The sequence below is a fragment of the Metabacillus sp. SLBN-84 genome (genome assembly GCF_053629595.1).
In genome coordinates, this window is record NZ_JBRJIP010000001.1 from 3,338,212 (window position 1) to 3,353,496 (window position 15,285).

Annotated in this window: 11 protein-coding genes, 2 pseudogenes and 1 riboswitch; of the genes and pseudogenes, 5 read left to right on the plus strand and 8 right to left on the minus strand. The window is 45.7% G+C overall.

Going from position 1 to position 15,285, the window contains the following annotated elements; all coding sequences use genetic code 11:
- The first annotated feature begins 96 nt into the window (after nt 1-96).
- The 3 genes from RKD52_RS17005 to RKD52_RS17015 are packed head-to-tail and all read left to right on the plus strand — an operon-like array spanning nt 97 to nt 3,007.
- On the plus strand, nt 97-858 hold the full coding sequence (locus tag RKD52_RS17005; protein ID WP_454100636.1) for a carotenoid biosynthesis protein: 762 nt from the start codon (nt 97-99) through the stop codon (nt 856-858).
- The gene (locus tag RKD52_RS17010) at nt 851-1,510 is read left to right on the plus strand and encodes a lysophospholipid acyltransferase family protein (protein ID WP_454100637.1); all 660 of its coding nucleotides are present in this window, start codon (nt 851-853) and stop codon (nt 1,508-1,510) included. The genes RKD52_RS17005 and RKD52_RS17010 overlap by 8 nt, the downstream gene beginning before the upstream one ends.
- Before the next feature lie 18 nt (nt 1,511-1,528).
- Nucleotides 1,529-3,007, plus strand: a complete 1,479-nt coding sequence (locus tag RKD52_RS17015; protein ID WP_454100638.1) for a phytoene desaturase family protein — start codon at nt 1,529-1,531, stop codon at nt 3,005-3,007.
- A gap of 42 nt (nt 3,008-3,049) precedes the next feature.
- Here the strand turns inward: RKD52_RS17015 and RKD52_RS17020 are convergent.
- From RKD52_RS17020 to asnB, 7 genes and pseudogenes are all read right to left on the minus strand, one after another.
- Nucleotides 3,050-4,505, minus strand: a pseudogene (locus tag RKD52_RS17020) (protein adenylyltransferase SelO).
- A 294-nt stretch (nt 4,506-4,799) separates the two neighbouring features.
- Nucleotides 4,800-5,615 (minus strand): MetQ/NlpA family ABC transporter substrate-binding protein, encoded by an 816-nt coding sequence (locus RKD52_RS17025; protein WP_454100639.1) that lies wholly within the window; start codon nt 5,613-5,615, stop codon nt 4,800-4,802.
- 68 nt (nt 5,616-5,683) lie between these two features.
- Nucleotides 5,684-5,791: riboswitch (SAM riboswitch) on the minus strand.
- A gap of 145 nt (nt 5,792-5,936) precedes the next feature.
- A complete protein-coding gene (locus RKD52_RS17030) occupies nt 5,937-6,770 on the minus strand; it encodes a phytoene/squalene synthase family protein (RefSeq protein WP_454100640.1) in 834 nt (277 codons plus the stop codon).
- A complete protein-coding gene (locus tag RKD52_RS17035; protein WP_454100641.1) occupies nt 6,763-8,238 on the minus strand; it encodes a phytoene desaturase family protein in 1,476 nt (491 codons plus the stop codon). The genes RKD52_RS17030 and RKD52_RS17035 overlap by 8 nt, the downstream gene beginning before the upstream one ends.
- Nucleotides 8,235-9,758, minus strand: a complete 1,524-nt coding sequence (locus RKD52_RS17040; RefSeq protein WP_454100642.1) for a phytoene desaturase family protein — start codon at nt 9,756-9,758, stop codon at nt 8,235-8,237. The genes RKD52_RS17035 and RKD52_RS17040 overlap by 4 nt, the downstream gene beginning before the upstream one ends.
- A gap of 159 nt (nt 9,759-9,917) precedes the next feature.
- Nucleotides 9,918-10,793, minus strand: a complete 876-nt coding sequence (locus RKD52_RS17045; protein ID WP_454100643.1) for a hypothetical protein — start codon at nt 10,791-10,793, stop codon at nt 9,918-9,920.
- A gap of 87 nt (nt 10,794-10,880) precedes the next feature.
- Nucleotides 10,881-12,731, minus strand: a complete 1,851-nt coding sequence (asnB, locus tag RKD52_RS17050) for an asparagine synthase (glutamine-hydrolyzing) (protein WP_454100644.1) — start codon at nt 12,729-12,731, stop codon at nt 10,881-10,883.
- 195 nt (nt 12,732-12,926) lie between these two features.
- Here asnB and RKD52_RS17055 point away from each other — a divergent pair, with 195 nt between their 5' ends.
- Nucleotides 12,927-13,493 carry a DUF2777 family protein gene (locus tag RKD52_RS17055; protein ID WP_454100645.1) on the plus strand — a complete coding sequence of 189 codons (567 nt, stop codon included), beginning with the start codon at nt 12,927-12,929 and terminating at the stop codon, nt 13,491-13,493.
- Between the two features lie 35 nt (nt 13,494-13,528).
- On the opposite strand, the gene RKD52_RS17060 is transcribed toward RKD52_RS17055, so the two are convergent.
- On the minus strand, nt 13,529-13,900 hold the full coding sequence (locus RKD52_RS17060) for a YisL family protein (protein ID WP_454100646.1): 372 nt from the start codon (nt 13,898-13,900) through the stop codon (nt 13,529-13,531).
- Nucleotides 13,901-14,082: 182 nt separating this feature from the next.
- Between RKD52_RS17060 and RKD52_RS17065 the strand changes: the two are divergent.
- Nucleotides 14,083-15,274, plus strand: a pseudogene (locus RKD52_RS17065) (ornithine--oxo-acid transaminase).
- Nucleotides 15,275-15,285 lie beyond the last annotated feature (11 nt).

A 15,285-nucleotide genomic window follows, 5' to 3' on the forward strand; every position in this document is an offset into this window, starting at 1 on the left:
CAGCTTTCATCAGACGCCTCGTCCGCATGGCCAGAGCGCGTTTCCTTGTGCATTCCCCTGCGGTTTCTTATAATCAGAGTAGAGAGAGGTGCACAAATGAAAATTGACCAGTCAATCTATTATTTTTTCCTTTTCTGGTATGCGTGCGGTGTTGTTCTTTTAAGCTTTGATATCCTTCCTCCCGCCCTGGAATGGGCAAATGTGGTGTTCCTGATAGCTGCAGGCTTGATTGGAGGCATTTATTTTGTCCGTTCGTACGGAACTTCAAAAGGACTTTCCATTTCTGCGATCATCGTTTTTTTCTCCATTTTTGCAGAGCACCTCGGCGTTGAGTACGGTATTTTGTTTGGTGACTACTACTACACTCAGGATTTCGGCCCTAAACTGATCGGCGTTCCGATCGCAATCGGATTTGCATGGCTGATGGTGATCGCCTCGTCACATGCACTTGCCAAAGTGATCGCCTATAAGAAAAATGTGCTGATCTACGTTCTCACAGGCTCTTTGCTTGCGGTTCTGATGGATCTGATCATTGATCCTGTAGCCTATGAGGTTAAAGAATACTGGGTATGGCAGGCAGAAAGTTTTTACTACAACATTCCCTTTTCAAATTTTGCAGGGTGGTTTATTGTTGCCTTCATTCTGCATGCTGTCATCTACTTTCTTGTACATAGCGAAATGAACGTGAGCGGCATCTGGCACAGCCGGATGGTCCTTGTTTTTATTCTGATGCAGGCCATGTTCATCCTTTTGGCTCTGATCAGCAAACTGTGGCTTGCTGTTTCCGCCACTTTTGTGCTGACTGCTGCAGCGCTTGCGGTTTACTATTATTCTTTAAAGAGGTTCCCACATGATTGAAGCCGCCAAAAAGCCTTACTTTGAAAAATTGTTTTTCCTTTATAACAGGCAGCTGTTTAAACGCCATTTTAACGGGATTTACCTCGATGGGCCTGCAGAGCTGCCCAATCAGGCGATCATCTGCATGAATCACAGTTCGTGGTGGGACGGTCTTCTTCTTTTCCACTGCAATCAGGCAAAAATAAAGCACGATATCTACATCATGATGCACGAAAAAGGACTGAAGGAATTCCCCTTTTTCAGAAAGCTCGGCGCGTTTTCTGTTAACCGGGGGAAACCGAAAGACATTGTGCTTTCTCTTCAGTATGCAGGCAGAAAACTGGATGAGGGCAAATCAGTCTGTCTTTTCCCGCAGGGGGATGAAATGCATCTCGAGAAGCGCCCTCTAGGCTTTTTGCCAGGGGCGGTTTCCCTGCTTGAGAAACACCCTCACATACCGGTTCTTCCCGTCATCTTTTACTATTCTTTTGGAGACCGGAAAAAGCAGGATCTTTTCGTCCGAATTTGTCCTCCTATTACATACAATGAACTTACCGGGACCTCCCGTAAAGAAAAGAACCTTTGTTTTGAGGAACTGTTTACAAAAGAACTCGATTCCCTGAGACAGCAGGTCATTGAAAAGAACGTCTGCGGGTTTGAGAATGTGTTATAGAAGAAAGGACGTTTCCCTATGAAAAAAGCAGTCGTCATCGGAGCCGGTCTTGGAGGGCTGTCTGCGGCCATTACTCTTGCAAGCGAAGGCTTTCACGTAGATGTTGTGGAGAAGAACAGGCATGCAGGCGGAAAGCTGATGCCTGTTTCTCTTTTAGACTATCATTTTGACTTTGGTCCAAATACGATTACCATGCCTCAGGTTTTTGACCGCGTCTTTTCAAAAGCAGGCATAAGGATGAGTGACGTTCTGAACATGAAAAAGCTTGATGTTCATACGCGCAACGTTTTTAGTGACGGAACGGTCTTTGATTTTACAAACAATACCGCTGCCATGAAAGAACAGCTGAAGGAAATCGATCCGTTCGCCGCACAGCATTATGATGACTTTTTAAGAGAAATTACGAGGCTGTACAAACTGTCTGAAACGCACTTTTTCCCAAAGATGTTTCAGTCGTTTGCAGACTACCTTTCACCTTCTCTTGGAAGCGCGCTGCTGAAAGTCCGGCCGCTTGAATCCATGCATCACTTTTTCGGCAGATATTTTAAAAACCCTGAGCTGCTCAAGGCGTTTGACCGGTATGCCACATACATCGGCTCCTCCCCGTATATCTCTCCTGCCACTTTTTCAATGATTGCTTATCTTGAACTTGTGCAGGGCGTTTATTACGTTGAAGGCGGGAATGTGAAAATTGCAGAAGGATTTAAAGCGGCTGCAGAAAAACTCGGGGTGCGGTTTCACTTTGGGTCGAAGGTGAACAGGCTCCAAGTCAAAGATAAGAAGGTGTCATCAGTTCTGCTTGAAGACGGACGATCTTTTCAAGCGGATGAAGTCATCATGAATGCCGACCTGCTTCAGGCGTATCCTGAACTTGTTGACGAGCAGCACCGTCCGGGATTTAAAGCTTCCAAGCGCGACAGCTACCAGCCGTCCATCTCTGCATTTGTCATTTTGGCCGGCCTGAAAAAAAGACATAGGGAGCTTTTGCACCATAATGTCTTTTTCTCTAAGGATTACAAAGAGGAATTCAATGATCTGTTTTCTGAGCATCGGTACAGCGGTGAGCCGACCATCTACATCAGTAATTCCTCGTATACGGACAAAAGCGTATCCCCGTCAGGAGATAACCTGTTCATTTTGGTCAATGCTCCGGCTCTTACAAAAGAGGGAGAGCTTGCTGCCGATGCAGAAGAATACAAGGAACGGATATATGATATTCTGGAGGCAAAAGGACTCGAGATCCGAGGTCAGCTTGCATGTGAACGAGTCATAACTCCGCTTGAAATCGCAGACACGTTCGGAGCATACCGCGGAGCTCTTTACGGCATCTCAGCCAACAGAAAAATGGACGCCTTTCTCCGGCCTTCCAATTTTTCAAAAGACATCCGCAATCTTTCCTTCGTTGGCGGCAGCACCCATCCCGGAGGAGGTTCGCCCATGGTAACACTGAGCGGTATGAACGTCGGGGAGGCTGTTGCTTCAAGGCACAGAAGCTAAAAAACTGTTTCCCTGAATGCGGGAAACAGTTTTTTTATCATCTCACGTACCACAATAAGTCTTGTAAGGCTGATCGTCATTCAGAGGAAGCTTGCAGTATTCTTCCTGTTCCGGAGAGTACGCATACGGATTTTCCAATACACGCAGCAGCCTCTCAGTCACACTGTAATTTCCCTCAGCAGCGGCTGCAAGGGCCTCTTCTACCCGGTGATTGCGGGCAATGACTGCGGGGTTGCTGTTTTTCATCAGCTGCAGCGACTCCTCTTTTGATTGCGTCTGCCTGCTTAGCCTCTCTTCCCAAAGACGATTCCACTTTCCGAACTCCTCTGATTGAAACAGGGCAGAGTCCCCGTATGAACCAGTCGTGAGTGACCTGAACGAATTTGTGTAATCCGCATGATGCTTCTGCATCAACTTCAGCCATTCCTGAACGAGAGACTCGTCCTCTTCTTCCTGAGTGAACAAGCCCAATTTAGCCCTCATTCCATTAAGCCAGTACTGCTGATACAAATCACTGTACGCTGAGAGGGTATCCTGCGCAATCTCAACCGCCTTTTCTTCATCCTCATGAAGCAGCGGCAAAAGGGATTCTGCCAGTCTTGCAAGGTTCCATCCTCCGATGTAAGGCTGATTTCCGTATGCATAGCGGCCATTGACATCAATGGAGCTAAATACAGTTCCCGGATCATATGCGTCCATAAAGGCACATGGTCCGTAATCGATGGTTTCTCCGCTGATTGTCATGTTGTCTGTGTTCATGACACCGTGAATAAATCCTGCAAGCTGCCATTTGGCAATGAGTTCAGCCTGACGGTCAATCACTTTCTTTAAAAAGGACAAATAGGCGTGTTCATTTTCTTCAATCTCTGGATCATGCCGCTTGATTGCATAGTCAGCAAGCGTCTTTAAATCCTCTATGCTTCCCCAGTTAGCCGCATACTGGAAGGTGCCAACCCTAATGTGGCTTGAAGCGATCCGGGTCAGAACTGCACCAGGCAAAAACGATTCCCGGATCACAGCATCCCCCGTCGTGACCACTGCAAGACTCCGTGTCGTCTGGATGCCGAGACCATGCATGGCTTCACTGATAATGTACTCTCGAAGCATTGGACCAAGAGCAGACCGGCCGTCGCCTCCCCGGGAAAATTTCGTCCTTCCTCCGCCTTTCAGCTGCATATCGATTCTCCGGCCATCCGGCGTCAAGTGCTCACCAATCAGGATCGCCCGGCCGTCTCCAAGCATTGTAAAATGGGCCAAATTGGTGGCCGGCATATGCTTGTGCAATCGGCTCTGCACCATCTGGAATCCGGTTTCCCGCGAAAACGTCCGCATCGCTTTTTAATGTGTCAGCGCTGAGACCGAGAGAAACAGCCAGTTTTTCATTGAACAGCACTATTTCAGGAGAACTTGCCGCAGCCGGTTTCTGACTGGCAAAAAAGAGTGACGGAAGACGCATGTAGCTGTTGTCAAATTTCCATCCGCTGGTTAAATTATTCATCCTGTCTCCTTTCTTGTTTTCATTCAGGTTTAGGATAAACTGTATTTCAATTATTTCAGAGGAAGCGAATTTACTCAAGAAATAACAAAAGCGGAAACGCCTTGAACAGATCCGATAGGCAGATAAGAATCCGGCAGAAAAGTCCGGGTTTGACTTTTTTGCTGGATTTGTTCTGACAGAGGATCTAGGCGGTGGAGCTGGACGCCGATCACGTTTCAAAGTTTTTCACAACTCATTTTTTATAATTCCCATCAGAAAAACAGCCCAATACGGACTGTTTTCATTCTGCTCCATTTATTTGCCTTCCATCCACTCAGGCTTTCCAAATCCTTTAAAATCTTTGTCTATTGCCTCCTCAAACTCTTCGGATTGAACAACGTCTTTAATATCCTTGGCGATTTCCGACTCAGCGTCTTTTGTGTTCATCACAACGCGATTGCGGTGTACATCGTTCATGTTCTCGAGAGTCACCGCATCCGCAAGGTCCATTTTAGCTGCAAGAGCAAAATTCCCCGGCACGGCAGAAAGGTCCGCATCTTCTACAGCTCTTGGAAGCTGTGCAGCTTCGATCGGAAGGAACGTCAGTTTTTTAGGATTCTCCGTCACATCTTTTTCAGATACTTGAAGCGGGCTGACCTCTTCATTTAACTGAATCAGTCCTGCGTCCTTCAGAATATGAAGCGCCCTGGCAGCATTCGTCGGATCGTTTGGAATGGCGACTGAGGCACCCTCTTTGACTTCATCAATGTCCTTTACTTTATCAGAATACAATCCCATTGGGGCCGTCGGAACTGTGATAATTTCCGAAAGCTCCAGTTTGCTTTGCTCAGCGAATGTTTCCATGTAAATTTTGTGCTGAAACAGGTTTGCATCCAGTTCATCATTGCCAAGGGCATTATTAGGCTGAATATAATCGTTGAACTGAATAACCTCAACTTCATATCCTTTCTTTTCAAGGCCGGGTTTAATGGCCAGTTCCACCATATCTGTGTATGGACCGGCTGATGCGCCGATTTTAATTTCTTTCTTCTCTCCATTTGTTTCTTCTGCGCCGCACGCAGACAGGATTCCCGCTCCTGCCACTAATAATGCCAATACCATTTTCTTCATGTCTTTTTCCCCCTAGATTGAATAAAAAAATTCCTCCTTCATTCAGAAAGAGGAATCGTATGTATGACGACTTATCTTTCAGAATGAAGAACATTCTGCAGGATTTAGCACCGTTCCAATTAAGGAGGTTGCCGGACGTCGCAGGGGCCTGTTCCCTCAGTCACTCTTGATAAGCAAGCTATTAAATTGAATAACGTAATCTTATACTGTGTATTGGGTTCTGTCAATCACTATTTTAGAATAATCAAAATAGTAAGATTAACACTCTGCTAAAAAGCACCGTCCCGATGAAGACGGTGCAGCTCAGAGCTGTGTTCAAAATCAGATCTGCGAAAGGATCGCATGTTTTTCTTCACTTGACACAAAATTCCGCTCACCGAACACATTGTAGTCATTTAAGCGGATTTTATTAAGGATCGCACGGTAAAAGTGGCCGGCCGCTTTCACAGGTGCGCGGGAATGCAGAGGGTATTCATGCATAGTCAGCATCGCTGTATCATAATGCTTTTCCGCTTCTGCCGCAAGATGCTCCCATACTCGGATAAATTCAGGGGTTACCTTCTGCTGCTGCAGATCAAATTCGGTCATTTTATGTCTTGCCATCACCTCTTCAGGGACATAAATGCGGCCGCGTTCAAGATCTTCTCCGATATCCCTTAGGATGTTCGTCAGCTGCATGCCGAGTCCAAGAGCAATAGCCCCTTCCCGAAGAAGGCTTGTCTTTTTCGGAGCAAGCACCGGCAAAAGCATGAGGCCGACTGTGCTTGCAACGTGATACGAATAATCGAGCACTTCTTCCATAGACTGATAGCGGATTTTGACAAGATCCATTCCCTGGCCTTTAATCATGTCCCGGAAAGCTTCCACATCCATATCGTAATTGGTGAATGTATCGTGAAGGGCCACCCACATGAAATTGTCTCTGGAGTAGTCCCCTCTTAGAAAAGAGTCAAATTCAGCCGTGAATGCCATTAATTCTTCGCTTGGCCTCTCTCCCTCGTCTACAATGTCATCGACGATTCTGCAGAATGCATAAACAGCCCACACTGCTTTTCTTTTTTTGGGAGGCAGAAGCGAAAAAGCTTTATAGAAAGTTTTAGAATGATGCCGGATGACTTCTTCACATTGCTGATAGGCTTGTTTTAAATCAACCACTCAGACTCACTCCTTCCCTCTCTTTGTTTTGATGATCGGATAAGATGGCAGAAACCATCAGCTTCGCCCCCTGCATCACGATCGGGACTCCGCCTCCGGGGTGAATCGAAGCTCCTGCTGCATAAACGTTTGTGAGCTTGGATGGTTTAACCTGCGGTCTGAACACGCCGGATTGAAACAAAGTCGGAGCGATGCCGAAGCTTCCTCCCTGAAAGAGTCCTTCCATTTCTTTGTCATCCGGTGTTCTGACTTTTTTCCACTGGATCGACTTTCTGAGTCCGGGGAATCCTCTTTCTTCAAGCTGATCAATAATCTTTTCAACGAACCCTTCCTGTTCCCCCCAGTTGATCGAACTGCCTGACGGCACCGGCACAAGCGCGTATAAAACGCCGTGTCCCTCGGGTGCAAGTGAGGAATCGATTACAGAAGGATGAAATGCGTAGATGGAAGGATCTGACGGAACTTCTTTTGTTTCAAAGATTTCTTTCATATGCTGCTGAAAATTCGAGCCCATGAAAAACTGATGCACAGGTGAATCCCTGTAGACTTTGTCCAGTCCGAAGTAAAGCAGAACACAGCTGGATGACGCCGTATAGTTTCTTGCAGGCATTGACTCCTTTGGAATCATCTTTGATGCGCCCGGAAAATCGCCGTTTAAAACAAAGGCATCCGCCTTGACTTCTTCTCCGTTTACAATCAGAGCTGCTGCTTGCACGCCATCTGTTACCACTCTCTCAACAGTAGCATTTTTCATCACCTTTACGCCAGAATTTAGAAGGGCGTTTTCAAGAACCGTTACAAGGGAAGCATAACCGCCTTTCAGATAATAAATGCCATGCTTATGCTCGCTGAATGAAATAAGCGAATAAAGGGCCGGTGAATCAAGTGGATTGCCTCCGATATATAGCGTCTGCAGGGAATAGGCCTGCCGGATTCTCTCATCCTGAAAATAGGCTTTTAGAGAGTTGTTTACAGATTTATAAGCTTTCAGATGCATGAGTGTTTTCAGATTGTTGCGTGTCCAGAACGTTCGCTTATCATGAAAAGATTTCTCGAGAAACTGGTCCCGTCCAAGGTTAAAGCGGATCTCCATATCCTTCATGAACTGAACGAAGCCTTCTTCATTTCCCGGAAAGTTCTCCTTTATCTCCTGGATCTGCCGTTCAATGGAATTGTATTTCGTGTACGAAGACCCATCTTTAAAGTGCAGTTTATAAAGCGGATTAATATTGATTAATTCGTACTGATCACGGCTAATTCCTGCTTCATTCAAAATGGATGTGAGCATTTCCGGCAAAAGAACTATTGTCGGGCCTTCATCGATCCTGTACCCCTTCTCTTCTGTAAAGGCAAGCCTTCCCCCAAGTCTGTCTCTCTTTTCAAACAAACTGACCTCATATCCTTTTTTCCTGAGCATAAGAGCTGAAATAAGCCCGCCAATGCCGCCGCCCGCTATTGCAATTTTCATAGTGCATTCCCCAATTTCTTTTCAGATTTGATTGGTAGAGCATGACTGGTTTCGTCCATTATGGCATTAGTCGTGATCCTTGCTGATTCGAGAATGGTAGGAAGCCCGCTGCCCGGATGAGTTCCTCCTCCGACAAGCCAGCAGTTGTTCAGCTCTTCAAATTTGTTGTGCGGTCTGAGCACCATCATCTGTGTCAGCTGATGGCCTAAATTAAAGGTTGCTCCTTTATAGACAAGAATGTCTTCTTCCCAGTTCTTTGGCGTAATGATTTTTTCAGTTTCAATATGATTTCTCAAATTTTTAAACTGCGTTTTCCGTTCAATTGTCTCAAACACGAGTTCCCGGAACTCTTCCTGATGCTGTTCCCAGTCAATATTGCTGAAGTTGTTTGGTACCGGGGCAAGTATGTAAAGCGCAGACTTGCCTTCGGGCGCCAGAGTATCATCTGTTGCGGCTGCATTTTGAATATAGATGGACGGATCCCCTGACAGCTTGAGGGTTTTCGTGATTTCCTCTACGTTTCTCTTATAATCTTCAGAAAAAACGATTGTATGGTGAGGCAGATCATATTTTTTATCGAGACCGAGGTAGATCATGAAGGTTGAACAGGAGTATTTTTTCTTCTCCAGTTTTTCTTTTGAGAATTTCTTTAAGATTCCCGGTTCAACGAGATTTGACATAACGTGGGCGAAATCGCCGTTGATGACGACTTCATCAGCAGCTGCTGTCGTTCCGTCTTCAAGAATGACGCCTTTCACATCCTTGCCTTGGAGCAGCAGTTTTTTCACTCCTTTTCCGAGGTGGATGGTTCCCCCATGCTCTTTCAGCACGGCTGCCATTGCTTTTGACAGCTGGTTTACCCCGCCTCTTGGGTGAAAAATGCCGTATTCGTGTTCCATAAAAGAAAGGATTGAAAATGCGCCGGGACATTCCCATGGGGACATGCCAAGATATTTAGACTGAAACGTAAACGCATATTTGACTCTTTCGTCTTTAAAATAGCCTGATAAAACATCATACAGCGATTTCGTAACAGTCAGCTGCGGAAGAGCCTTAATGACCTTCCAGCTCATGTAATGACTGAAGCGGTCCATTTTACTTTGCAGTATTGGAGTCAATGCCGCCATTTTCCTGCGCGTATCGTTCATGAACCTGTTATAGCCTTTGCCGTCCCCCGGCGAAAACTCTTCTAATCTCTCGACCATTTTTTCCGGATTTTTTGTCATTTTTAAGGACTGATCGTCAAAAATCAGTTCGTACATTTCTTCAAGTTCAATCATGTCCATATAATCATGAAGGTTTCTTCCGGCTGAAGCAAAAATCTCTTCAGCAATATGGACCATGCTCAAAAAGGTCGGCCCCATGTCAAACGTGAAGCCGTCCAGTTCAATGGAAGCGTTGCGCCCCCCGACATATGGCTGTTTTTCATATACGTCTACCTGGTACCCCTGACTCGCTAAATTCATGGCAGCTGCCAAGCCGCCAGGCCCTGCACCGATGACTATGATTTTTTTAGCCATGTTTACTCCTCCTAATTCCTGTACAACAGTTATACAAACATTATACAATTCAATTTATTAAAACACAATTATTTAGGTTCTCCCTTTTTTTTACTATTCCCTAATACAAACGATTTCAGCAGCTTTTCCGATCATTCGATGCACATAAAAAAAACCCGGCTATTCCGCCGGACTTGCTTCTATCATATTCACCGCTGCTTCAAATGTCAGGATTTCGTCCTCCCAAATGGCATTTCCCTTCATTACCTGATCTTTCAGTCCCAAAGGCACAACATAAACGCCGTTCACTGGTCTGAGCTCCTTCACTTCTTCTCCTTCGAGATAATAGATTTCAAATTCCGGTTCTTCTACCCTGTTAGCGGCACTCAGCGTGAAAGTGTTTGAATAATAGGTATCAAGCACATCACCTTTCAGGCTGCTTGTATAATATGGATCCATATCCTTTGTACAGGCTTCAGATTCAACCTTGCAGTACTGGGGCTTTATAGACCCAAGCGTGCTATTCTTCCATACGACCGAAACAACCGGAGGCTTGGACAAATCAACAGTTTCCACTTCCCCTTCTGTTCCGCCGCTGTTTGCTAGAGACAGATAAATGGGAATTCCTATACCAATAAGAACAAGTGCACCGAGCGCACCGTCCCACTTTGTGACTCTTACCGGCACATGCTTTCGGTGATAAAGAAGCACTTCATCGAAGAGAAAAAATAAAAAGCCTGCGAAAACGGTCAGGAGGACACCATCAAGAGACCCAATGGACAAGATAAACCCGGCAGCAGCCGCAGAAAAAACATGGATGGAAAAGTTCAGAAACCTTCTGCTCTTACCCCTGTTCCGGACAATAAAATAAGAGATAACGCTCACAGGCAAGCCTACAGCAAAAATAAACATCGCAGAAAACACTAGATAAATCGGCATTATTATCAATGAGTGCCAAAAATCTGTATCAGTATTAACAGCAGCGGAAATTAAGCTCGTTACCACACTAAGGACAAAAGCGGTACCTGCTGCACTTAAGATTTTTTTTAATATCATTGCATCCACCCCCCCAAAAACCAATTTTAACATAAAGAGGAAAATACAAGGATGTTTCATAACACAAAAAGCCGGAAAATCCGGCTTTTACGATTCATCAATATCAATTCTGTAGGTTTCAAACCAGACGTGGATCTGTGCAAGATGGGCAAGCAGCTGCGGCCCTGTCATCAGCTGTCCGTACCAAGGCGCCTTAAAGGCACTTCCCTCTGATTCTATGATGTCATGCAGCGCCTTTTTATCGAAAAATGTATGCAGTGCTGAATCCTTTTTCTGAGTAAGAGACTGCAGCCACGTTTTGACCGCTTTTGTGTAATGAGGATTGTGCGTTTTCGGATATGGGCTCTTTTTCCGGTAGAGCACTTCGTTTGGCAGAGCACCTTCGAGCGCTTTGCGGAGGATGCCTTTTTCCCGGTCTCCGTGCATCTTCATCTCCCACGGAATGTTCCAGACATATTCAACAAGACGGTGATCTGCAAACGGCACCCGGACTTCAAGGCTTGCGCCCATGCTCATGCGGTCTTTGCGGTCAAGCAGCGTCGTCATAAACCATAGGATATTCAAATAAAACAGCTGTCTGCGTTTTGACTCTGTCTCAGATTCCCCGTCGAGCAGCGGCGTCTCCTTCAGCGTTTCCTGATATCTCATTTTCACATACTCTTTCAAATTCAGCTTGCTTTGCCAGTCCTTGTGAAGCAGATTCATACGTGCATCTGTTGACCTCATCCACGGGAAGGCTTCTTCTGATAAATCCTGCGGCCTGTGGAACCACGGATAGCCTCCAAAAATTTCATCCGCACACTCTCCGGACAGACCCACAACAAAGTCTTTCTTTATCTCGCGGCAGAACCAGAGCAGAGATGAATCAATATCCGCCATTCCAGGAAGATCTCTGACTTCTACCGCTTCCGTCAAGTTGTCAACGAGCTGCTGCTGCGTGATAACAGACCGGTGATGAACGGTCTGGAACGCTTCTGTCATTTTATCAATCCACGGGGCATCCGAGTTCGGCTGAAATTCATTGGCTTTAAAAAACTTCTCGTTATCTTCATAATCAATTGAAAATGTGTGAAGCGGGCCTTTTCCTTCCTTTTCAAAAGCCTTGGCTGCAATAGCGGTAATGGCGCTTGAATCAAGACCGCCGGATAAAAAGGTGCAAACCGGCACATCGGATACAAGCTGCCTTGTCACAGCATCATTCACAAGGAACCCGACGCGGCTGACCGTTTCATCAAATGTGTCTATATGCCTGGCACTTTTCACATTCCAGTATCTCCAGACCTTCATGCCATTCTTTGAAAATGTCATGGCATGGGCAGGACGCAGTTCTTTTATTCCTTTAAAAACGCCGATGCCGGGCGTTCTGGATGGTCCGAGGCCGAATATTTCGCTCATCCCTTCCCGGTCAATCACCGCCTTTTGATCAGGGTGTGCAAGGATCGCTTTCAGCTCGGAGCCGAAAATCAGAGATGCGTCCTTCTCTGCATAAAATAACGGCTTTACCCCCAGTCTGTCTCTTGCGATGAACACTGATTCCCGGGCAGCATCCCACACAGCAAAGGCAAATATGCCGTTTAAATGAGTGACGCACTCTTCTTTCCATTCCATATAGGCAGTCAGCAGCACCTCTGTATCAGAATGGCCTCTGAATGTGTAGCCTCTTTTAAGAAGTTCCGTGCGGATATCTTCTGTATTGTACAGCTCGCCATTGTAGCAGATTGTATAATTGTTATCTTCCCTGCTCCTTGTCATCGGCTGCCTGCCGCCTTCAGGGTCCACAACAACGAGACGCTTATGTCCAAACAGAACATGCTGCTCTCCCCACAGGTTCGTATCATCCGGTCCGCGCTTGGATAAGCACTCCGCCATGGCTTTCATGACAGCTTTTTGCTGTTTGAGATCTTTCTGGTAATCAACCCAGCCTGTTATTCCACACATCTGCCTCTCACTCCCCATTTTTACTGTCTGATAGGTCTCAGACGGTCAAAGATGTACCTATCCTATGCTTACTTTATGAAGTGTTGATTTGTCCTTATCACGTTTTCTTCTGGCAAGTGTGAAGGCATCCTGCATAATTCTTCCTCCTTTTGGAAAAAACGAATGATAAGAATATGGGCAAAGGAGGTCTGCGTTATGCTGTCAAAACAGAAGCACCGGCTGTTTGAGCGTCAAAAAAGAGCGCACATAACCGGATTTATTGAGATTGGCGAGGATCAGGAAATCTTATTTTATGATGATGAGCATGAGGAAGTGACCATTCTTCATTTTAAAAAAGATGAAAAAGTGGAGATTCTTTTAGAAGACAGCTGGTATCAGGGAATTTATACCGGAAACGGACAGTTAGCGGTTCCGACGGGGATGCATAAGCTCCGTGAAAATGATACCCTCCGTATTCCCAAAAAGGTTCAATACGCGCTTGATTATATGCTGAAAGAAGCTACAGATGACTCATTTGTTGCGTTTACGTCAAAACTGAATGAACTTTCCTTTTCCATTCATGACTGCATATACAGCTACAATCAGATGGTTTTTCTAGAAGAAACAGAAGATAAAAAAGGGGTATCCTTCTACCAGTTTGATAATGAAGAAGCCGTCTGCGGCGTTCAGCATCACTTCTCAAGAGGAAGCAAACATGAAGACAGATTTGAATTTACAGTCTGTACTGGAACAAGAGCTCTTTTAACTCAGCTGAAACCATAAAAAAACCTCCGCAGAAATTGCGGAGGCTTTTTTCATTAAAACAGCTTTAAGCCAAGCGGCAGTCGCAGGCCAAGCAGAATAACAACAATCAATGCAATGACAAACTGAATCCAGAAAATGCGTGTCGGCTTGCCCTTTTTTCCGCGGACAAGGATCATTTCCATCATGCCGATTACATAGATTCCAAGAATGACTTTTCCGATGTACTCGCCGGTGATCGCGCCAAGGCCGAGCAGCAGCTGAATTCCTGATGCAATGATCAGCAGATAGAACAGTCTGAGTGTCATGTGTACGATTTTAAACGGTTTTTCTTTTCCCGACTTGAAGAGGGAGTTCGCAACGAAAAATAGAATAAGTGCGACAACCCAGGTCGTGATATGCAAGTGTGTAGTAACTTGTTCCGTCATATGGCATTCCTCCTCTTTTAAACATAGTAATCCATCCATATAATATCACGAATCTCTGTGAAAAATGAAATGTAAGCGCATTTGCCTGCCTATTGTTTTCTTCAAAAAGGTAGGCTATTGTAGTACTTGAGGAATGCTAGATTCCTGTATTACAAGACTTAATCGCACCAGGAGGGGATATTGTGTCTAAATCAGTACAAATCATCAGCTTGACTGAAAAATACGGGGCAAATAATTATCATCCGCTGCCGATCGTTATATCCAAGGCAGAAGGGGTTTGGGTAGAGGATCCTGAAGGAAACAAATATATGGATATGCTCAGCGCTTATTCAGCCGTCAATCAGGGCCACCGCCACCCTAAAGATCATTGAAGCACTTAAGGAACAGGCAGACAAAATCACCCTGACTTCCAGAGCTTTTCACAACGACCAGCTCGGACCATGGTATGAGAAAGTATCCGCTTTAACTGGAAAAGAAATGGTTCTGCCAATGAATACAGGTGCTGAAGCCGTTGAAACCGCTGTTAAAACAGTGCGCCGGTGGGCATATGATGTGAAAGGGGTACCTGCTGATCAGGCTGAGATCATCGTGTGCGAGGAAAATTTCCACGGCCGTACAATGACAGCGGTATCAATGAGTTCAAGCGATGAATACAAGCGCGGTTTCGGGCCGATGCTTCCGGGAATAAAAGTCATTCCGTTCGGTGATCTTGATGCACTTAAAGCAGCGATTACACCGAATACAGCTGCTTTCATTTTCGAGCCGATTCAGGGCGAAGCAGGCATCCACATTCCTGAAGAAGGCTTCCTGAAAGCTGCTTTTGACATCTGCAAAGAGCAAAATGTTCTCTACGTCGCAGATGAAATTCAGGCAGGTCTTGGCCGCTCCGGCAAGCTTTTTGCATGCGACTGGGAAGACGTTAAGCCTGATATGTACATTCTTGGAAAAGCACTTGGAGGCGGGGTTTTCCCTATTTCCTGCGTAGCTGCAGACAAAGATGTCCTTGGTGTGTTTGAGCCGGGATCACATGGTTCAACGTTCGGAGGAAACCCTCTTGCGTGCGCTGTTTCCATCGCTGCACTTGACGTTCTCACAGAGGAAAAGCTTCCTGAGCGTTCACTTGAACTCGGCACATATATGCAGGAGAAGCTCCGTGAAATCAGCAATCCTGTCATTAAAGAAGTTCGCGGAAGAGGTTTATTTATCGGCCTTGAGCTGACTGAAGCCGCTCGTCCATACTGCGAGAAGCTGAAAGAAGAAGGCCTTCTTTGCAAAGAGACACATGATACGGTCATCCGCTTTGCACCGCCGCTAGTCATTTCAAAAGAAGATCTGGACTGGGCGATTGAAAAAGTGAAGAAAGTTCTTTCATAAACGAACAAAAG